The following is a 21,416-nucleotide window of genomic DNA, read 5'->3' on the forward strand; positions in this document are numbered from 1 at the left end:
GTTCCATTATGGGAGAATATAGACATCATCGTTCTGTGCAGCGTCGCTGCGCCTCGCGGCGCTGCCGCTCTGAACGAGCTCGTTTTATTTGATTGAGACAACTCTCTACGATGGCGCAATTCTACTCTGCAAAACGGCGTGTGACGACGCGCCAGATCATAACCGTTACAGTCAACGACCTCGATCCCTTTGGTCAGGGTGTTGCCCGCCACCAGGGGAAGGCGCTGTTCGTGAGCGGCGTGCTGCCCCACGAGCAGGCCGAGGTGGTGCTGGTGGAAGATAAAAAACAGTACGCCCGCGCCGAGGTGAAACGCCGACTGACCGACAGCCCGCAGCGCCAGGCGCCGCGCTGCCCCCATTTTGGCGTCTGCGGCGGATGCCAACAACAACATGCCAGCGTTCCGCTTCAGCAGCAAAGTAAACGCGCCGCGCTGGGGCGACTGATGAAGCGCGAGGTAGATGACGTCATCGCCGGCGCGCCGTGGGGCTACCGCCGTCGCGCACGCTTGAGCTTGAATTATCAGCCGAAGACCCAACAATTGCAGATGGGTTTTCGCCAGGCCAACGCCAAAGCGATCGTCGATGTGGTGCAGTGCCCTGTTTTGGTGCCCCAACTTGAGGCATTGCTGCCCGCTGTGCGCGAGTGCTTAAGCGCGCTGAGCGCATTACGCCATCTCGGCCACGTCGAGCTGGTGCAGGCGGACAATGGCCCGCTGATGGTGCTGCGCCATACCGCAGCCCTGCCGGCGACAGACAGGGAAAAACTGGAACGCTTTTCGCAAACTCACGGTCTTTCCCTGTACCTCGCGCCACAAAGCGAGATACTGGAGCATATTCATGGCGAAGCGCCATGGTATACCTCAGACGGACTACGCTTAGTGTTCAGCCCGCGGGATTTTATCCAGGTCAACGACGGCGTAAATCAGCAGATGGTGCGTACCGCACTGGAGTGGCTGGATCTGCGGCCAGAGGACCGGGTGCTGGATCTGTTCTGCGGGATGGGCAACTTTACCCTGCCGCTGGCGACACGCGCCGCCCATGTGGTGGGCGTGGAAGGGGTGCCGGCGCTGGTGGAGAAGGGGCGGGAAAACGCCGCCCGCAATGGTTTATCAAATGTCACTTTCTTCCATGAAAATCTGGAAGAAGACGTCACCCGTCAGGCCTGGGCGAAGCACGGCTTTGATAAAGTGCTGCTGGACCCGGCCCGCGCCGGCGCGCCGGGCGTGATGCTGCATATAATAAAACTGGCACCGCGGCGGGTGGTGTATGTTTCCTGCAACCCGGCGACGCTGGCGCGAGACAGCGAAACCCTGTTGCAGGCTGGATATCAGATTCAACGCCTGGCGATGCTGGATATGTTCCCGCATACCGGCCATCTGGAATCAATGGTGTTGTTTGAGCGCAGGCTTACATAAGGTCATTCACAACGTCGCAGAAGAGCCACCCTGGCCATGAATGCTGACGCGACCTGCAGGATGACATGTAGAAAGTTGAGGCTTGCCGACTTCGGCAGGCCGGTCCCTTAAGGAGAGGACAATGGTTGCGGTAAGAAGTGCACATCTTAATAAAGCTGGTGAATTTGACCCGAAGAAATGGATCGCGAGTCTGGGAATTTCCAGCCAGCAGTCGTGTGAGCGCTTAGCCGAAACCTGGGATTATTGTCGCGAAAAAACGCAAGGACACCCGCAGGCGGACCTGCTGCTGTGGCGGGGCGTCGAAATGGTGGAGATCCTCTCCACCCTAAGTATGGACATCGATACGCTGCGCGCGGCGCTGCTGTTCCCGCTGGCCGACGGCGAAGTTGTCAGCGAAGAGGTGATGCAGGAGAGCGTAGGTAAATCGGTCGTGACCCTGATTCACGGGGTGCGGGACATGGCCGCTATCCGCCAGCTGAAAGCTACCCATACCGACTCGGTCTCTTCCGAGCAGGTGGATAACATTCGCCGTATGCTGCTGGCGATGGTTGACGATTTCCGCTGCGTGGTCATCAAACTTGCTGAGCGGATCGCGCATCTGCGCGAGGTCAAGGACGCGCCGGAAGATGAGCGCGTTCTTGCGGCGAAAGAGTGCACCAATATCTATGCTCCCCTGGCGAACCGCTTAGGTATCGGCCAGCTGAAGTGGGAGCTGGAAGATTACTGCTTCCGCTATCTGCACCCGGCGGAATACAAGCGCATTGCCAAACTGCTCCACGAGCGCCGTATCGACCGCGAGCATTACATCGAAGAGTTTGTCGGCCACCTGCGCTCAGAGATGAAAGCCGAAGGCGTCAAGGCGGAAGTCTATGGCCGGCCGAAGCATATCTACAGTATCTGGCGCAAAATGCAGAAAAAACACCTCGCTTTCGACGAGCTGTTTGACGTTCGCGCGGTGCGTATTGTGGCTGAGCGTTTGCAGGATTGCTATGCCGCGCTGGGGATCGTCCATACTCACTACCGCCATCTGCCGGATGAATTCGACGACTACGTGGCCAACCCGAAACCCAACGGTTACCAGTCTATCCATACCGTGGTGCTGGGGCCGAGCGGCAAGACGGTGGAGATTCAGATCCGCACCCGGCAGATGCATGAAGATGCCGAGCTGGGCGTGGCCGCACACTGGAAGTACAAAGAGGGCGCGGGAGCCGGCACCAGCGGCGGCCGCGGCTATGAAGACCGTATCGCCTGGCTGCGTAAGCTGATTGCCTGGCAGGAAGAGATGGCCGACTCCGGCGAGATGCTCGACGAAGTGCGCAGCCAGGTCTTCGACGACCGGGTGTATGTCTTTACGCCGAAAGGCGACGTGGTGGACCTGCCTGCGGGGTCGACGCCGCTGGACTTTGCCTATCATATTCACAGCGATGTCGGCCATCGCTGCATCGGCGCCAAAATTGGCGGCCGCATCGTGCCGTTCACCTACCAGCTGCAGATGGGCGATCAGATCGAAATTATTACCCAGAAGCAGCCGAACCCGAGCCGTGACTGGCTGAACCCTAACCTCGGCTATGTGACCACCAGCCGCGGACGTTCGAAGATCCACGCCTGGTTCCGTAAGCAGGATCGCGACAAGAACATTCTCGCCGGTCGGCAGATCCTCGACGACGAGCTGGAGCATTTGGGCATCAGCCTGAAGGATGCGGAAAAGCACCTGCTGCCGCGCTATAACTTCAACGAGCTCGATGAACTGCTGGCCGCCATCGGCGGTGGCGATATCCGTCTCAACCAGATGGTCAACTTCCTGCAGGCGCAGTTCAATAAACCTAGCGCCGCCGAGCAGGATGCGGCCGCGCTGAAGCAACTGCAGCAGAAAACCTACACGCCGCAAAATCGCACCAAGGACAATGGCCGGGTAGTGGTGGAAGGGGTAGGCAACCTGATGCACCATATTGCCCGCTGCTGCCAGCCAATCCCGGGCGACGAGATCGTCGGCTTTATCACCCAGGGGCGCGGGATCTCCGTGCATCGCGCGGACTGCGATCAGCTGGCTGAACTGCAGTCGCATGCTCCGGAGCGCATCGTCGATGCGGTATGGGGCGAAAGCTACTCGGCGGGCTACTCGCTGGTGGTCAGGGTGGAGGCGAACGATCGCAGCGGTTTACTGCGCGATATCACTACCATCCTCGCCAATGAGAAGGTGAACGTGCTGGGCGTCGCCAGCCGCAGCGATACCCGTCAGCAGCTGGCAACCATCGATATGACCATCGAGATTTACAACCTGCAGGTGCTGGGCCGGGTGCTCGGTAAGCTCAACCAGGTGCCGGATGTGATCGACGCGCGCCGTCTGCACGGCGGTTAATTCATCTGCAGGCCGGATAAGGCGAAGCCGCCATCCGGCAATTTCGCAACGTCGGATAAGGTCTAAACGCCTTATCCGGCCGACTATTTTTTAAATTTCCAGGATTGTCACATGACTCAAATTGACCGCTTGCTCGGCATCATGCGCCGCCTGCGCGACCCGGAAAACGGCTGCCCATGGGATAAAGAGCAGACCTTTGCCACCATCGCCCCTTACACCCTTGAGGAGACCTACGAGGTCCTCGATGCTATCCAGCGGGAAGATTTTGACGATCTGCGCGGTGAGCTGGGCGATCTGCTGTTCCAGGTGGTGTTCTATGCGCAAATGGCGCAGGAAGAGGGACGCTTTAACTTTGACGATATCTGCGCCGCCATCAGCGACAAGCTGGAGCGTCGCCACCCGCATATCTTCGGCGAGGCATCGGCGGGCAATAGCACGGAAGTCCTGGCCCGCTGGGAGCAAATCAAAAGCGCGGAGCGGGCGGAAAAAGCCCAGCATTCGGCACTGGACGATATTCCCCATAGCCTGCCGGCGCTAATGCGCGCGCATAAAATCCAGCGCCGCTGCTCGGCAGTGGGTTTCGACTGGACCTCGCTGGGCCCGGTGCTCGACAAAGTGCATGAAGAAATTGATGAAGTGATGCATGAAGCGCAGCAGGCGGTGGTGGATGAAGCAAAACTGGAAGAGGAAGTGGGCGATCTGCTGTTTGCCACGGTGAATTTATCCCGTCATTTGGGCGTCAAAGCCGAGGTGGCGCTGCAGAAAGCAAACCTCAAATTTGAGCGTCGTTTCCGCGAGGTCGAGCGTATTGTCGCCGCCCGAGGCCTGGAAATGACCGGCGTCGACCTCGATACCATGGAAGAAGTGTGGCAGGAAGTAAAACGCCAGGAAACTGATCTCTAACGGATTTTCGTGATCAAGCGCGATTTGTGTGATTTTATAAATAACAAGCGCTTGATTTACGTCAAAAACATTTCGCCAAAAGCGTCTATTTTCTCTTTCCGTTATGTCGTTGAAACACCATGTAGCCTGCCTCTTCGAGTTGTTCGAGTCGCAACACAGGTGCAACTTGAAGAACGAAGGGGAGGGGAAGAATGAAAGTTTGTGGCGTCACGCATGTTCGGGTATACTACTTTCCCGTCCTGGTTATTCCATCGTTTTACCCTAACTTCTCAGGTTCAGCATGACAACGAACTATATTTTTGTGACCGGCGGGGTCGTATCCTCTCTGGGTAAAGGCATTGCCGCAGCCTCCCTGGCAGCCATTCTTGAAGCCCGTGGTCTCAACGTGACCATCATGAAACTGGATCCGTATATCAACGTCGATCCGGGCACCATGAGCCCAATCCAGCATGGGGAAGTGTTCGTTACTGAAGACGGCGCAGAAACCGATCTGGACCTGGGCCACTATGAGCGTTTTATCCGCACCAAGATGACGCGCCGCAATAACTTCACCACCGGCCGTATCTACTCCGACGTGCTGCGCAAAGAGCGCCGTGGCGACTACCTGGGCGCGACCGTTCAGGTTATCCCGCACATCACCAACGCTATCAAAGAGCGCGTACTGGCGGGCGGCGAAGGCCATGACGTCGTGCTGGTGGAAATCGGCGGTACCGTAGGCGATATCGAATCCCTGCCGTTCCTCGAAGCGATTCGTCAGATGGCGGTAGAGATCGGCCGCGAGCATACCCTGTTCATGCACCTGACTCTGGTGCCGTACATGGCCGCCGCGGGCGAAGTCAAAACCAAGCCGACCCAGCACTCCGTGAAAGAGCTGCTCTCCATCGGTATTCAGCCTGATATTCTGATCTGCCGCTCCGATCGCGCGGTTCCGGCCAACGAACGAGCCAAAATTGCTTTGTTCTGTAACGTTCCGGAAAAGGCTGTGATTTCTCTGAAAGATGTCGATTCCATTTATAAAATTCCGGGCCTGTTGAAATCTCAGGGGCTGGACGATTATATTTGTAAACGATTCAGCTTAACTTGTCCGGAAGCAAACCTGGCCGAATGGGAACAGGTAATCTATGAAGAAGCTAATCCGGCAGGCGAAGTCACCATCGGTATGGTCGGTAAGTACATTGAACTGCCGGATGCCTACAAGTCGGTGATTGAAGCGCTGAAACACGGCGGTCTGAAAAATCGCGTTACCGTCAACATCAAGCTGATCGATTCGCAGGATGTGGAAACGCGCGGCGTCGAAATCCTCAAGGATTTAGACGCTATCCTGATCCCGGGTGGCTTCGGCTACCGCGGCGTTGAAGGCAAGATCGCCACCGCGCGCTATGCGCGTGAAAACAATATTCCTTATCTGGGCATCTGCCTGGGTATGCAGGTTGCGCTGATTGAGTTCGCGCGTAACGTAGCGGGTATGGAAAACGCCAACTCGACGGAATTTGTGCCAGACTGTAAATACCCGGTCGTGGCCCTGATTACCGAATGGCGTGACGAAGATGGCAACGTTGAAGTCCGCTCTGAGAAGAGCGATCTGGGCGGCACCATGCGCCTGGGCGCGCAGCAGTGCCAGCTGAGTGATGATTCTCTGGTACGCCAGCTTTACGGCGAGCCGACCATCACCGAGCGTCATCGTCACCGCTACGAAGTCAACAACATGTTGTTGAAACCGATTGAAGCTGCCGGTCTGCGCGTTGCGGGCCGTTCCGGGGATGATCAGTTGGTCGAGATCATCGAAGTGCCGAACCATCCGTGGTTTGTGGCCTGCCAGTTCCACCCGGAGTTTACTTCGACGCCGCGTGATGGACACCCGCTGTTTGCCGGCTTTGTGAAAGCCGCGAGCGAGTACCAGAAACGCCAGGCGAAGTAAAAAGAGTTTGAACGGCAATGCACCCATCCGGGTGCATTGTTTGTCTGGAGTTTTAGTTTAACTTGTACTGAGGAAAACCTAATGTCCAAAATCGTTAAAGTCATCGGTCGTGAAATCATCGACTCCCGTGGTAACCCGACTGTTGAAGCCGAAGTACACCTGGAAGGTGGTTTCGTCGGTATGGCAGCTGCTCCGTCAGGTGCTTCTACTGGTTCCCGCGAAGCGCTGGAACTGCGCGATGGCGACAAATCCCGTTTCCTGGGTAAAGGCGTAACCAAAGCTGTTGCTGCGGTAAACGGCCCGATCGCTCAGGCAATCCTGGGCAAAGATGCTAAAGATCAGGCTGGCATCGACAAGATCATGATCGACCTGGACGGTACTGAAAACAAATCTAACTTCGGTGCGAACGCTATCCTGGCCGTTTCTCTGGCGAACGCCAAAGCAGCTGCTGCGTCCAAAGGCCTGCCGCTGTACGCGCACATCGCTGAACTGAACGGCACTCCGGGCAAATACTCCATGCCGGTTCCGATGATGAACATCATCAACGGCGGTGAGCACGCTGACAACAACGTCGACATCCAGGAATTCATGATTCAGCCGGTTGGCGCGCCGACCCTGAAAGAAGCAGTACGCATGGGTTCTGAAGTGTTCCATCACCTGGCGAAAGTGCTGAAGTCCAAAGGCATGAACACTGCCGTTGGTGACGAAGGCGGCTACGCGCCGAACCTGGGTTCCAACGCCGAAGCGCTGGCTGTTATCGCTGAAGCGGTTAAAGCTGCAGGCTACGAGCTGGGCAAAGACATCACCCTGGCGATGGACTGCGCGGCGTCTGAATTCTACAAAGACGGTAAATACGTTCTGGCTGGCGAAGGCAACAAAGCGTTCACCTCTGAAGAGTTCACTCACTTCCTGGAAGAGCTGACCAAACAGTACCCGATCGTCTCCATCGAAGATGGTCTGGACGAATCTGACTGGGAAGGTTTCGCTTACCAGACTAAAGTACTGGGCGACAAAATCCAGCTGGTTGGTGACGACCTGTTCGTAACCAACACCAAGATCCTGAAAGAAGGCATCGAAAAAGGCATCGCTAACTCCATCCTGATCAAGTTCAACCAGATCGGTTCTCTGACCGAAACTCTGGCTGCTATCAAGATGGCGAAAGACGCTGGCTACACCGCTGTTATCTCTCACCGTTCTGGCGAAACTGAAGACGCTACCATTGCCGACCTGGCTGTTGGTACCGCTGCAGGCCAGATCAAAACTGGTTCTATGAGCCGTTCTGACCGCGTTGCTAAATACAACCAGCTGATTCGTATCGAAGAAGCGCTGGGTGAGCAAGCGCCGTTCAACGGTCGTAAAGAGATCAAAGGTCAGGCTTAATCCTGTCCTTGTGAAATAATCATGCCAGCCTTCGGGCTGGCATTTTTTTTACGCCTGCGGCCATTATTTAAAGTCGACGGCCATTTGCTGAGGGATCGACAACCCGCGGGTGGTTTCCACGCAGCGGTCGATGTAATCGGTAAAGCGCGGCGGTTTTGGCATCCCCATGCTCAGCAGCTTGTCGTTACTAAAGCGCACGTTCAGGGTGGCGAACGCGCCGTATAAGCGCATGGCTTTCAGCATCAGCCGCTCATTGCATGGCCCAAATATCCCTTTCAGTTCGCGTCTCATTTTGACCAGCGTTTCATAGCTCACCTGGGCGTACTTATCCCCCACCGGCGCCTGCTCCAGGGCCTGAGCCATCGCCCGGTCGATTTCGGCAAACTTCACGCTGTTCTCTTCGCCAGCAGAGATATGCACCACCTCGCCGTGAGCCAGAGGCTGGTTAAGCAGCATTAGCAGGGCGTCGGCGCAGTAGTCCACCGGGATAACGTCAATTCGGTCCTCCATGGAGCACATGAATTTCTGCAGCATCAGCCCCATGCTGAACACCCAGAAAATACTGCTGGAAGGCCGGCAGCCGTGATGGGTATGACCCACCACGATAGAGGGGCGGGCAATTACCAGCGGTAGCGTAGGGCACTGCTGCTGCATCAGCTGCTCGATGGTCGACTTCGAGTGGGTATATTCCACCAGGTGCTCAGCGCGTTCCCGAAACTCCGCGCTTTCGGCGACCAGTGAATCCGGTTCAGGCGAACATGACATCGCCGTACCGACGTGCAGAAAGCGCTGCAGACCCGTCACCTGCGCCATACGTTGCGCCAGGCGCAGCGTGCCCTCAACGTTAACCTTCCAGATAAGCGGGTTGCTGCCAAATGAGGCGACAGCGGCGCAGTTGAGGACATGGGTGACCTGCTCAAGGCGCGGATCGTTAAGAAAATGCTCCGGAGAGGCGAGATCGCCCAGCAGGATATGCTGCTGGCGCAACATCGCCAGCTTCTCCTCGGCGATGTTGAACTTACGCATGTTCTCTTTGACCCGTTCGAGGCCAGCCTCGGGGCTATCAGCACGTACCAGCAGCAGCAGATCTAACCGGGTTTCCTGATGGAGTATTTTCTCTAACGCGGCACCGCCCAGAAACCCCGTAACGCCGGTAATTAATAATGTGGTCATAAACGCTATCTCATTATGGTTGGTCTGCGGGATTCTAGGCGGGCAAAAGTAAACGACAATTAAATAAAAAAGGGGCCCGATCAGGGCTTTATTAAGACCAGTTTAAGGTTATTATTACCGGGGGATAGAATTGGACTCGCAGATCGGCCAGATAATTCACTCTTTCATGTATCAGTTTGTACATTACTGTATTTTAAGGTTTTTTATTTTGGTTCTTGGACCTTTTATTTTATCCTGAATGACAGGAATAACATTTTCTGTTACATATTTCCCCCCGCGCGTCAGAATGCTATTTATTTTAATTCTTACCATGCTAATAAACTAAGCCAAAAGAAAAGATTGCTTTTTTAATCAATAATATTATTCCCGACACGGATATTGACGGAGGGGTAAAAAAGCGATCGCAGCGCAGGACAAGACCTGGGCAGCGAAATCTGCGATAATGAACGTTTATCACCCTAAACAGAGATGACTATGCAGTACCCGATTAACGAGATGTTCCAGACCCTGCAAGGCGAGGGTTACTTCACCGGCGTGCCTGCCATCTTTATTCGTCTGCAGGGATGCCCGGTAGGATGCGCGTGGTGTGACACCAAGCATACCTGGGACAAGCTGGCCGATCGGGAAGTGTCGTTGTTCAGCATCCTGGCGAAAACCAAAGAGAGCGACAAGTGGGGCCCGGCAAGCAGCGAGGATCTGCTGGCGATTATTGGGCGGCAGGGGTGGACAGCCCGCCACGTGGTTATTACCGGCGGTGAGCCCTGCATTCATGATTTAACGCCGTTAACCTCGCTTCTGGAACAAAACGGCTTTAGCTGTCAGATTGAAACCAGCGGCACCCATGAAGTACGCTGCAGCCCCAATACCTGGGTGACGGTTTCCCCGAAGGTCAACATGCGCGGTGGCTATGACGTGCTGTCTCAGGCCCTGCAGCGGGCGGATGAGATCAAGCATCCGGTAGGGCGCGTCCGCGACATAGAAGCGCTGGACGAACTGCTGGAAACGCTGAGCGATGACAAACCGCGGATCATCGCCCTGCAGCCGATCAGTCAGAAAGAAGATGCGACGCGCCTGTGTATCGACACCTGCATCGCCCGCAACTGGCGCCTGTCTATGCAGACGCACAAGTATCTGAATATTGCCTGATAAAAAAGCCCGGCAGCGTACTGACCGGGCTTTTTTTCGCTTACTCGCCGCGATAGACGCAGCCGGCGGTGCAGGTCTCTTTGACCATCACGGCGCTGAGCAGCGGCACCCGCGGTTTCATCTCATCCCAGATCCATTTGGCCAGCACTTCGCTGGTGGGGTTTTCCAGACCAGGAATATCGTTCAGATAATAGTGGTCGAGGCGATCGTATGTCGGCTTAAAGGCGGCCTTCAGCTCGGCAAAATCCATGATCCACCCGGTATGGGGATCGACTTCACCGGTGATCTCCAGACGCACCATAAAGGAGTGGCCATGCAGGCGACCGCATTTGTGTCCTTCCGGGACGTGCGGCAGGTGGTGGGCGGCTTCGAAGGTGAAATCTTTAAACAGCGTGGTGGACATCATTGACTCTCAACAGGACGAAAAAAACCGCCGTAGGGTACCGGAAAGTACATTTTTTCGCATTAACTAAAACGGCCGTGAACAGAAAATGGACATGTTTATCTGCTTTATTTGATTTAATCTATTATATTTCAATTACTTATTTAATCGATTTTGTTGTTAATAACTACAACTAAAACAGGTTAGTCCATTTGGTTATTTATTATTTCTATCCCTTCTTTAATTGTTACTATGCCCGCCGTTAACCTTCTATTCTCTTCTGTTTTTGTCGCGCTGACAGGGTGCGAATAACAGCTTTGCTTACTGGAACAAACGACGCATGACGACACAGGCCCCACCTTCCAACTTTCTGCCGCTCAACCCGGAGCAACTGGCGCGCCTTCAGGCGGCCACCACTGACTTCACGCCCACTCAGCTCGCCTGGGTATCTGGCTATTTCTGGGGCGTGCTGAATCAGCAGTCCGGTGCGGCGGTAGCCGCCCCCGCCCCGGCCGCCGAGGTACCGACGATCACGCTGATTTCCGCCTCGCAAACCGGCAACGCCCGCCGCGTCGCCGAAGCGCTGCGTGACGATCTGCTGGCGGCGAAGCTGAACGTGAAGCTGGTGAATGCAGGCGATTATAAATTCAAACAAATTGCTGCGGAAAAACTGCTGGTGGTTGTAACGTCCACCCAGGGGGAAGGAGAGCCGCCGGAAGAAGCGGTCGCATTGCATAAGTTCCTGTTCTCTAAGAAAGCGCCGAAGCTGGACGGGACCGCGTTCGCCGTCTTTGGTCTCGGCGATACCTCTTATGAATTTTTCTGTCAGTCCGGCAAAGATTTCGACAACAAGCTGGCCGAGCTCGGCGCGGAACGTCTGCTCGATCGCGTTGATGCCGACGTTGAATATCAGGCCGCGGCCGCTGAATGGCGCGCGCGCGTGGTTGAGGCGCTGAAGGCCCGTGCGCCGGTCGCTGCGCCCGCTCAGCTGGCCACCAGCGGCGCGGTGAACGATATTCACACCAGCCCATATACCAAAGAAGCGCCCCTGACGGCGACCCTGTCGGTCAATCAGAAAATCACCGGCCGCAATTCAGAAAAAGATGTGCGCCATATCGAAATAGACCTCGGTGATTCCGGTCTGCGCTATCAGCCGGGCGACGCCCTGGGCGTCTGGTACCATAACGATCCTCAGCTGGTGAAAGAGCTGGTGGAGCTGCTGTGGCTGAAAGGCGACGAGCCGGTGACCGTTGAGGGCAAAACTCTGCCGCTGTCGGAAGCCCTGCAGTGGCATTTTGAGCTGACGGTTAACACCGCGACTATCGTTGAAAATTACGCCACCCTGACGCGCAGCGAATCGCTGCTGCCGCTGGTGGGCGATAAAGCTCAGTTGCAGCAGTATGCCGCCGCGACGCCGATCGTCGATATGGTCCGTTTCTCTCCAGCGCAGCTGGACGCCGAGGCGTTAATCGGTCTGCTGCGTCCGCTGACGCCGCGCCTGTACTCCATTGCTTCCTCACAGGCGGAAGTGGAGAGCGAGGTGCATGTCACCGTGGGCGTGGTGCGCTATGAAATTGAAGGCCGCGCCCGGGCTGGCGGCGCCTCCAGCTTCCTCGCCGACCGCGTGGAAGAGGATGGCGAAGTCCGTGTCTTTATCGAACACAACGACAACTTCCGTCTGCCAGTCAACCCGGAGACCCCGGTGATCATGATTGGCCCGGGCACCGGTATTGCGCCGTTCCGCGCCTTTATGCAGCAGCGCGCTGCGGACGGAGCGCAAGGCAAGAACTGGTTGTTCTTCGGCAACCCGCACTTCACCGAAGATTTCCTCTATCAGGTGGAGTGGCAGAGCTATGTGAAGGAAGGTCTGCTGACCCGTATCGATCTGGCCTGGTCCCGCGATCAACAACAAAAAATCTATGTGCAGGACAAACTGCGCGAGCAGGGGGCCGAGCTGTGGCGCTGGATCAATGACGGCGCCCACATTTATGTCTGCGGCGACGCCAATCGTATGGCGAAGGACGTGGAAAACACCTTACTGGAAGTGATTGCCGAATACGGCGCGATGGACGCCGAAGCGGCGGACGAATTTTTAAGTGAGCTGCGCGTTGAGCGCCGTTATCAGCGAGATGTCTACTAATGAGCGAAAAACATCCGGGGCCTTTAGTGGTCGAAGGTAAACTGAGCGATGCCGAGCGCATGAAGCTTGAGAGCAACTACCTGCGCGGCACCATTGCGGAAGATTTAAACGACGGTCTGACCGGCGGTTTTAAAGGCGATAACTTCCTGCTGATCCGTTTCCACGGCATGTACCAGCAGGACGATCGCGATATCCGCGCGGAGCGCGCCGCCCAGAAGCTGGAGCCGCGTCATGCGATGCTGCTCCGCTGCCGTCTGCCGGGCGGGGTGATCACCACCACCCAGTGGAAGGCGATCGATAAGTTTGCCGCTGAGAACACCATTTACGGCAGTATTCGCCTGACCAACCGGCAGACCTTTCAGTTCCACGGCATTCTGAAAAAGAACGTCAAGCCGGTGCATCAGATGCTGCACTCGGTGGGGCTGGACGCGCTGGCCACCGCCAACGATATGAACCGTAACGTGCTGTGCACCTCCAACCCGTACGAGTCGCAGCTGCACGCTGAGGCCTACGAGTGGGCGAAAAAGATCTCCGAGCATCTGCTGCCGCGTACCCGCGCTTATGCCGAGATCTGGCTGGATCAGAAAAAGGTCGCCACTACCGACGAAGAGCCGATCCTCGGCCAGACCTATCTGCCGCGTAAGTTTAAAACCACGGTGGTGATCCCGCCGCAGAACGATATCGATCTGCACGCCAACGACATGAACTTCGTGGCGATCGCCGAAAACGGCAAGCTGGTGGGCTTTAACCTGCTGGTGGGCGGCGGTCTCTCTATCGAACATGGTAACAAAAAAACCTACGCCCGCACGGCGAGCGAATTCGGTTATCTGCCGCTGGAGCATACTCTGGCGGTGGCGGAAGCGGTTGTGACCACCCAGCGCGACTGGGGCAACCGTACCGACCGTAAGAATGCGAAAACCAAGTACACCCTTGAGCGCGTCGGTGTCGAAACCTTCAAAGCGGAAGTGGAGCGCCGGGCAGGCATTAAGTTTGAGCCGATCCGCCCGTACGAATTTACCGGCCGCGGCGATCGCATCGGCTGGGTGAAGGGGATTGATGATAAGTGGCACCTGACGCTGTTTATTGAAAACGGCCGCATTCTCGATTATCCGGGTCGTCCGCTGAAGACTGGCCTGCTGGAGATTGCTAAGGTCCATCAAGGCGAATTCCGCATCACCGCTAACCAGAACCTGATTGTCGCCAGCGTACCGGAAGATCAGAAGGCGCGGATCGAGAAGCTCGCGCGGGATCATGGCCTGATGAATGCCGTCACCCCGCAGCGCGAAAACTCGATGGCCTGCGTCTCCTTCCCGACCTGTCCGCTGGCGATGGCGGAAGCCGAGCGTTTCCTGCCGTCGTTTATCGACAAGGTGGAAGGGGTGATGAGCAAGCACGGCGTGAGCGATGAGCATATCGTCACCCGCGTCACCGGCTGCCCGAACGGCTGCGGCCGCGCGATGCTGGCGGAAGTGGGACTGGTGGGCAAAGCGCCGGGCCGCTATAACCTGCACATCGGCGGTAACCGCAACGGCACCCGCATCCCGCGGATGTACCGGGAGAATATTACCGAGTCGGAAATTCTCGACTCGCTAGACGAACTGGTAGGGCGCTGGGCGAAAGAGCGCGAAGCGGGTGAAGGCTTCGGCGATTTTACGGTGCGTGCGGGCATCATTCGCCCGGTGCTCGACCCAGCCCGCGATTTCTGGGAATAACATCCTGGTGCCCGGTGGCGCGTAGCGATCCGGGCCAGCGAAACCCGTAGGCCGGACGAACGCAGTGTCGTCCGGCAAAACAGGCAAACGAGGTTCATATGTCCGTACTCGATCTAAACGCGCTTAATGCATTGCCGAAAGTGGAACGCATTCTGGCACTCGCGGAAACCAACGCCCAACTGGAAAAGCTTGACGCCGAAGGGCGTGTGGCGTGGGCGCTGGAAAATCTGCCGGGAAACTATGTGCTGTCGTCGAGCTTTGGCATTCAGGCGGCGGTCAGTTTGCATCTGGTGAATCAGATCCGCCCGGATATTCCGGTGATCCTCACCGATACCGGCTACCTGTTCCCGGAAACCTATCAATTTATTGACGAGCTGACGGACAAGCTCAAGCTGAACCTGAAGGTCTACCGCGCGGCTGAAAGCGCAGCCTGGCAGGAGGCGCGCTACGGCAAGCTGTGGGAGCAGGGCGTTGAGGGCATTGAGAAATACAATGAGATCAACAAGGTTGAGCCGATGAACCGGGCGCTGAAAGAGCTCAATGCGCAGACGTGGTTTGCCGGTCTGCGCCGCGAGCAGTCGGGCAGCCGGGCAACGCTTCCGGTGCTGGCGGTCCAGCGCGGGGTGTTCAAGGTGCTACCGATTATCGACTGGGATAACCGCACGGTGTATCAGTACCTGCAAAAGCACGGGCTGAAGTACCACCCGCTGTGGGATCAGGGCTATCTGTCGGTAGGCGATACCCACACCACCCGCAAATGGGAGCCGGGCATGGCAGAAGAAGAGACCCGGTTCTTCGGGCTTAAACGCGAGTGCGGATTGCACGAGGGTTAAGCGCGGTTGTCTCCTCTATTATTTAATCCCGGTCATTCCGGGATTTTTTATATTTAAAAACTATATCCTTATTTTATTAATTCAGTGAATGTAGCCCATTATTTTATATGCGTTAATAATAAACAACTATCTTGAGTTATATCATTTTTAAATTGGCTTAAAAGCGTACATTATCAGTTCACTGTCGATTCTGCACTGGACATGCTGTGTCAATTTATAACTACTGGGGTAAAACTCGCCAGGGAGAACCCGGCGGGGGTGATGATTACCATCTGCTGTGCTGGCATTCCCTTGATGTCGCCGCAATGGGCTACTGGATGGTAAAGCGAGATATCTATGGTCTGGCAGGTTATTTCAGGCGTTTAGGGATTAATGATATTGAAAACGCCGCGCAATTCTTTGCCTGGCTATTATGCTGGCATGATATTGGGAAATTCTCCCGTTCATTTCAACAATTATATTCCCATGATAATCTCTGCGTGCAGAAGGATAGTCGAAATACATATGAAAAAATATCCCATGCGTCACTGGGATATTGGCTATGGAATTCCCACTTCAGCGATTGTCCAGAATTATTTCCGAACTCATCGCTTTCCATTCGTAAACTTAAGCGTGTAATTACTCTGTGGATGCCCTTAACCACTGGCCATCACGGGCGTCCGCCGGTGGGGATGCGCGCTCTGGATAATTTCCATCCATCCGATATTAAAGCAGCGCATGACTTTCTGTTAGCTATTAAATCGCTATTCCCGGACATGGAAATCCCGTCCTTTTGGGATGATGATGCAGGTGTGGAGCTGTTCAGTCACCTGTCGTGGTTTATTTCGGCTGCGGTGGTACTGGCTGACTGGACTGGCTCATCGACCCGCTTTTTTCCCCGGGTCTCCCAACGAATGCCGCTTGATGTCTACTGGCGGCAGGCAAACGCGCAGGCAGAGCAGGCAGTGAATGTTTTTCCTCCTGCTGCGGCTGTTGCACCATTTACGGGAATAGAGACATTGTTTCCTTTTATCCAGCATCCTACGCCGCTCCAGAAGGCGGTGCTTGAGCTGGATATCAGCCAGCCTGGACCGCTGCTGTTTATCCTTGAAGATGTTACCGGAGCAGGCAAAACGGAGGCGGCGTTAATCCTGACCCACCGCTTGATGTCTGCCGGAAAGGCGCAGGGGCTGTTTTTCGGTCTGCCGACGATGGCGACGGCCAATGCGATGTTTGACCGGCTGGCACAATCGTGGCTTGCCTTATACCAGTCTGACGCGCGCCCCAGCCTGGTGCTGGCGCACAGCGCTCGCGGGTTGATGGAGGGCTTTAATCAGCGTATCTGGCCCGGCGCTGTCTCCGGTTCGGAAGAGCCTGATGAGGAACAGCCATTCAGCCAGGGCTGCGCGGCATGGTTTGCCGACAGCAATAAAAAAGCGCTTCTGGCCGAGGTGGGGGTGGGCACGCTTGATCAGGCGCTGATGGCAGTCATGCCCTTTAAACATAACAACCTGCGGTTGTTGGGACTCGACAATAAAGTGCTGCTGGCCGATGAGATCCATGCCTACGATGCCTATATGTCGCGGATTCTGGAAAGCCTGATTGAGCAACAGGCGCGCAGCGGCAACTGCGTTATCTTGCTTTCCGCTACGCTCTCGCAGCAGCAGCGCGATAAGTTGGTTGCTTCCTTTAGTCGCGGTAGCGGCTGCGCGCTTGCGGCGCCGCTTCTGGGTGATGACGATTATCCCTGGCTGACGCAGGTGGCGGGGCGAGAGGTGATCTCCCGCTATGTCGCCACCCGCAAAGAGGTCGAGCGCAGCGTGAACATCGGCTGGCTGGATAACGAAGAAGCCTGCCTCACCCGTATCGAACAATCCGCCAGCGAAGGCCGCTGTATCGCCTGGATACGCAATTCCATTGACGACGCCGTGCGTATCTATCGCCAACTGCTGGCCCGAGGCGCGATCCCCGCCGAAAAAATCTCGTTATTCCATAGCCGCTTTGCCTTTTATGACCGTCAGCGAATTGAGACGGAAACCTTATCGCACTTCGGCAAGGACGACAGCACGCAGCGGGCGGGGAGGGTGCTGATTGCCACTCAGGTCATAGAGCAGAGCCTGGATATCGATATGGACGACATGATCTCTGATTTAGCGCCGATCGACTTGCTGATTCAGCGCGCGGGTCGGCTTCAACGCCATATCCGGGATCGTCGCGGTCGGCTGAAAATCGGCGGAGAGGACGAGCGTGCGGCGCCACAGTTGCTGATCCTCGCCCCGGAGTGGGATGAAGCGCCGCAAGAAGAGTGGCTGACCAGCGCGTTGCGTAACAGCGCTTATGTCTATCCCGATCACGGCCGTCTGTGGCTGACGCAGCGCGTTTTGCGACAGCAGGGGGCCATTCGGATGCCACAATCTGCCCGATTATTGATTGAATCCGTCTACGGGGAAGGTATCGCTATTCCCGATGGTTTAGCCAAAGCCGAGCAAGCGCAGTTGGCAAAATATTACTGCGATCGCGCGTTTGCTCACCAAATGCTCCTGAACTTCAAGCCGGGATATAGCCCCGATAGCAGTGATTTCCTGGCTGACAAGCTCTCTACTCGCCTGGCAGAAGAGTCGATCACGCTGTGGCTGGCGAAAAACGTCGATGGACAGTTGCTGCCTTACGCCTGCGGCGCGCATCCGTGGGAAATGAGCATGCTGCGGGTGCGGGAAAGCTGGTGGCGTAAACACAAAGCTGAATTCACGCTCCTGGCTGAAAAGTCGCTGCAGCAGTGGTGTGTACAACAGCATCAAAACCCGGATTTCGCCGTGGTGATTATTGTTACAGACTCGCCGGATTGCGGTTATTCGGCCAGTGAAGGACTCATCGGAACAATGGAGGTCTAGCAGCTAACTACATGAATACTTTCTCTCTTTTAACTACTGCCTGGCTTCCGGTCCGTTACCGCGATGGTACAACGGGTAAGCTGGCGCCGGTCGGTCTGACGGATGAGGACGTGGTGGATATTGCCGCCACGCGAGCAGATTTACAAGGTGCTGCCTGGCAATTTCTGATTGGACTGTTGCAGTGCGCTGTTGCTCCCAAAAACCGCAATGGCTGGGAAGATACCTGGGAAGAGGGGTTAAGCGCAGAGACGCTCGTTGCGGCATTAGCGCCGCTGGAGGCTGCCTTTCAGTTTGGCCCGGATACACCTTCGTTTATGCAGGATTTCGATTCGTTAGGGGGCGATAAGGTGTCGATTGCCTCCCTGTTACCGGAGGTCCCCGGCGCGCAGACCACTAAATTCAATAAAGACCATTTTATCAAACGTGGCGTGACCAACTCTTTTTGCCCGCACTGCGCTGCGCTGGCGTTGTTTTCTTTACAGCTGAATGCGCCAGCAGGCGGCAAAGGCTACCGCACCGGACTGCGCGGCGGTGGGCCGCTGACCACGCTGATTGAACTGCAGGAGTATGAGGGGGAGCGACTCACGCCGCTATGGCGCAAGCTGTGGCTCAACGTGCTGCCGCAGGATGCCGCGGATATGCCGTTACCTGCCGCTTACGATGAGTCCGTTTTCCCGTGGCTTGCTCCGACGCGCACCAGCGAACAAGCCAGCGCCATCACTACCCCGGAGCAGGTAGATAAGCTGCAGGCGTACTGGGGAATGCCCCGCCGTATTCGCCTGGATTTTGCCGCCACTCAGCCAGGGACCTGCGACACCTGCGCCAGCGAAAGCGATGGGCTACTCAGCCAGATGGCGGTCAAAAACTACGGCATAAACTACGACGGCTGGCGCCACCCGCTCACGCCGTATCGTCTGGCGCTGAAAGGTGACGGCGGCTTCTTTTCCGTCAAACCCCAGCCCGGCGGGCTTATCTGGCGCGACTGGCTGGGGTTAAGCCAGGACAATCAGACGGAAAGCAACAGTGAATACCCAGCCCAGGTCGTGAAGGTGTTCAATGCACGCGGTCTCAGGAACATCAAAGCCGGGCTATGGGGATTTGGCGCCGACTTCGACAACATGAAGATTCGCTGCTGGTACGAACATCATTTCCCGCTGTTGACGGATGAAAGCACGATCCCGGATTTACGCAAAGCAGCACAAACCGCCGCACGCCTGCTGAGCCTGCTGCGCAGCGCGCTAAAAGAGGCATGGTTTGACGATCCCAAAGGCGCGCGCGGCGACTTTAGCTTTATTGATATCGATTTCTGGAACCAGACCCAGCCGCTTTTTTTGAACCTCATACACGAACTGGAGAATGGCCAACCCGCGCAGGAGCGGCTGGACAAATGGCAAAGAGAGCTGTGGTTATTCGTTCGTCGCTGCTTTGACGATCGTGTCTTTACCAATCCCTATGAAAACAACGACCTGGCGCGCTGCATGACCGCGCGTAAAAAATATTTCGCCACGTCGGCGGAAAAGCAGAGTGCAAAAGCCGCCAGGGCTAAAAAGCAGGAGGCTGCGCAATGAATGTTGTAAGTGATGAACATAAGGCCACTCTGCGCCAATGGCATGAAGAGCTGCAGGAGAAGCGCGGTCTGCGGGCCAGCCTCCGGCGTAGCGCGACGTTGAACGATGTCTGCCTGTCGGAAGGCTTCCACTCCCTGATGGTGCAAACACATTCTCTGTGGAACACCCAGGGGAAGGCGTGGCGTTTTACCGCGCTGGCGCTGGTGGCGGCGCTGGCGGCGCAGGTCAAAACGATTGATGACCGCCAGACGTTCGCCGCTCAGCTGGGGCAGAAAACGGGCGATACCCCGGTGATGTCGAGACTGAGGTTTGCCCGGCTTTCGGCGGTCAAAACCCCCGATGAGCTGCTGCGCCAGCTGCGTCGCGCGATAAGTCTGCTCCACGGCTCTGTCAATCTCTTGTCGCTGGCGGAAGATATCTTTCGCTGGTGTCGTGAGCAAGACGATTTACTGAATCACCGCCGCCGTCAGCAGCGGCCAATCGAGTTTATCCGTATCCGCTGGGCGCTGGACTATTACCAGGCCGGCGATGCCGAATGATTTTAAAAGGAATTTCAAATGACGACTTTTATTCAGCTTCACTTACTGACTGCTTATCCTGCCGCTAACCTCAACCGCGACGATACCGGCGCGCCGAAAACGGTGATGCTTGGTGGGGCGACCCGTTTGCGCATCTCTTCACAGAGCCTGAAACGCGCATGGCGTACCTCCGAACTTTTTGAGCACGCACTGGCCGGCCATATTGGCATCCGCAGCGGCCGCATCGCCCGCGAAGCCGCGGAAATTCTGGTGAAGAGCGGGATTGAACCCAGGAAAGCGGTGGATTACGTCAAAGCTATTGGTGAATGCTTTGGCAAAGTTAAAACTAAAGCGGATCAAAACGATCCGCTGAAGTGTTCGGAAACGGAACAGCTGGCGCACATTAGCCCCGCAGAGTTTGACGCCGTGAAAGCGCTGGCGCACCGCCTGGCGGAAGAAAAACGTGCGGCCACGAAAGAAGAAGCGGCGCTGCTGCGCCATGACCGCATGGCGGTGGATATCGCGATGTTTGGCCGTATGCTGGCGGACCAACCGACCTATAACGTTGAAGCTGCCTGCCAGGTGGCGCACGCTTTTGGCGTTAGCGAAACCATTGTTGAGGACGATTTCTTTACGGCGGTGGATGACTTACGCGCGGCCTCTGAAGACGCCGGCGCGGGCCACTTAGGGGAGACAGGTTTTGGCTCGGCGCTGTTTTATACCTATATCTGCATTGATAAAGATCTGCTGGTGAACAACCTCAACGGTAATGAAGAACTGGCGAACAAAACGCTGCGCGCCTTCACCGAAGCGGCGCTAAAAGTCTCTCCAACCGGCAAACAGAACAGCTTCGCCAGCCGCGCCTATGCGTCCTGGGCGCTGGCGGAAAAAGGTACCGATCAACCACGCTCACTGGCGGCGGCATTTTATCAGCCCATTAATGGCGGCGATCAGCTGGATGTCGCGGTGCAGCGGATTACTGCGCTGCGGGAAAATATGAATACCGTCTACGGGCAGCAGACGGCATTTCAGCACTTTGACGTGATGAATAAGCAGGGAAGCATGAATGACGTGCTTGATTTCATCTGCGCGTAAGGGG

At 56.2% G+C, this 21,416-nt stretch carries 15 protein-coding genes; 13 read left to right on the top strand and 2 right to left on the bottom strand.

Going from position 1 to position 21,416, the window contains the following annotated elements:
• The first annotated feature begins 110 nt into the window (after positions 1-110).
• The 5 genes from rlmD (at position 111) to eno (ending at position 7,975) form a co-directional block, all read left to right on the top strand.
• Positions 111-1,415 (top strand): 23S rRNA (uracil(1939)-C(5))-methyltransferase RlmD, encoded by a 1,305-nt coding sequence (gene rlmD / locus OHJ17_RS05135; RefSeq protein WP_032433493.1) that lies wholly within the window; start codon positions 111-113, stop codon positions 1,413-1,415.
• A 121-nt stretch (positions 1,416-1,536) separates the two neighbouring features.
• Positions 1,537-3,774, top strand: a complete 2,238-nt coding sequence (gene relA / locus OHJ17_RS05140) for a GTP diphosphokinase (RefSeq protein WP_002915217.1) — start codon at positions 1,537-1,539, stop codon at positions 3,772-3,774.
• Between the two features lie 111 nt (positions 3,775-3,885).
• Positions 3,886-4,677 carry a nucleoside triphosphate pyrophosphohydrolase gene (mazG, locus tag OHJ17_RS05145; protein WP_002915215.1) on the top strand — a complete coding sequence of 264 codons (792 nt, stop codon included), beginning with the start codon at positions 3,886-3,888 and terminating at the stop codon, positions 4,675-4,677.
• Between the two features lie 280 nt (positions 4,678-4,957).
• The gene (gene pyrG / locus OHJ17_RS05150) at positions 4,958-6,595 is read left to right on the top strand and encodes a glutamine hydrolyzing CTP synthase (protein ID WP_004142808.1); all 1,638 of its coding nucleotides are present in this window, start codon (positions 4,958-4,960) and stop codon (positions 6,593-6,595) included.
• A gap of 81 nt (positions 6,596-6,676) precedes the next feature.
• Positions 6,677-7,975, top strand: a complete 1,299-nt coding sequence (gene eno / locus OHJ17_RS05155; RefSeq protein WP_002915213.1) for a phosphopyruvate hydratase — start codon at positions 6,677-6,679, stop codon at positions 7,973-7,975.
• A 63-nt stretch (positions 7,976-8,038) separates the two neighbouring features.
• Here the strand turns inward: eno and OHJ17_RS05160 are convergent, their stop codons facing one another.
• Positions 8,039-9,148 (bottom strand): SDR family oxidoreductase, encoded by a 1,110-nt coding sequence (locus tag OHJ17_RS05160; RefSeq protein ID WP_004174640.1) that lies wholly within the window; start codon positions 9,146-9,148, stop codon positions 8,039-8,041.
• A gap of 474 nt (positions 9,149-9,622) precedes the next feature.
• Here OHJ17_RS05160 and queE point away from each other — a divergent pair, with 474 nt between their 5' ends.
• Positions 9,623-10,294: a 7-carboxy-7-deazaguanine synthase QueE gene (gene queE / locus OHJ17_RS05165; RefSeq protein WP_002915210.1), complete on the top strand. Its 672-nt coding sequence runs from the start codon at positions 9,623-9,625 to the stop codon at positions 10,292-10,294.
• A gap of 40 nt (positions 10,295-10,334) precedes the next feature.
• Here the strand turns inward: queE and queD are convergent, their stop codons facing one another.
• Positions 10,335-10,700, bottom strand: coding sequence for a 6-carboxytetrahydropterin synthase QueD (gene queD / locus OHJ17_RS05170; RefSeq protein ID WP_004174641.1), 366 nt, complete (start codon positions 10,698-10,700; stop codon positions 10,335-10,337).
• Between the two features lie 316 nt (positions 10,701-11,016).
• Between queD and cysJ the strand changes: the two genes are divergently transcribed.
• From cysJ to cas7e, 7 genes are all read left to right on the top strand, one after another.
• The gene (gene cysJ, locus OHJ17_RS05175) at positions 11,017-12,816 is read left to right on the top strand and encodes an NADPH-dependent assimilatory sulfite reductase flavoprotein subunit (protein ID WP_023278758.1); all 1,800 of its coding nucleotides are present in this window, start codon (positions 11,017-11,019) and stop codon (positions 12,814-12,816) included.
• Complete coding sequence (gene cysI, locus OHJ17_RS05180; protein WP_004142787.1) at positions 12,816-14,528, top strand: assimilatory sulfite reductase (NADPH) hemoprotein subunit; 1,713 nt, start codon at positions 12,816-12,818, stop codon at positions 14,526-14,528. The genes cysJ and cysI overlap by 1 nt, the downstream gene beginning before the upstream one ends.
• Positions 14,529-14,626: 98 nt before the next feature.
• On the top strand, positions 14,627-15,361 hold the full coding sequence (gene cysH, locus OHJ17_RS05185) for a phosphoadenosine phosphosulfate reductase (protein ID WP_002915177.1): 735 nt from the start codon (positions 14,627-14,629) through the stop codon (positions 15,359-15,361).
• Positions 15,362-15,567: 206 nt separating this feature from the next.
• Complete coding sequence (locus tag OHJ17_RS05190; protein WP_032433490.1) at positions 15,568-18,231, top strand: CRISPR-associated helicase/endonuclease Cas3; 2,664 nt, start codon at positions 15,568-15,570, stop codon at positions 18,229-18,231.
• Between the two features lie 11 nt (positions 18,232-18,242).
• A complete protein-coding gene (casA, locus tag OHJ17_RS05195) occupies positions 18,243-19,799 on the top strand; it encodes a type I-E CRISPR-associated protein Cse1/CasA (RefSeq protein WP_009486039.1) in 1,557 nt (518 codons plus the stop codon).
• The gene (gene casB, locus OHJ17_RS05200) at positions 19,796-20,338 is read left to right on the top strand and encodes a type I-E CRISPR-associated protein Cse2/CasB (RefSeq protein WP_004142782.1); all 543 of its coding nucleotides are present in this window, start codon (positions 19,796-19,798) and stop codon (positions 20,336-20,338) included. Before casA ends, casB begins: the two co-directional genes overlap by 4 nt.
• Before the next feature lie 18 nt (positions 20,339-20,356).
• Entirely contained in the window at positions 20,357-21,412 is a 1,056-nt protein-coding gene (gene cas7e / locus OHJ17_RS05205) for a type I-E CRISPR-associated protein Cas7/Cse4/CasC (RefSeq protein ID WP_009308513.1), read from the top strand.
• The last annotated feature ends 4 nt before the right edge of the window (positions 21,413-21,416 follow it).

The organism is Klebsiella sp. KP20-425-1 (genome assembly GCF_025813515.1).
In the GTDB taxonomy this organism is placed as follows: Bacteria; Pseudomonadota; Gammaproteobacteria; order Enterobacterales; family Enterobacteriaceae; genus Klebsiella; species Klebsiella pneumoniae.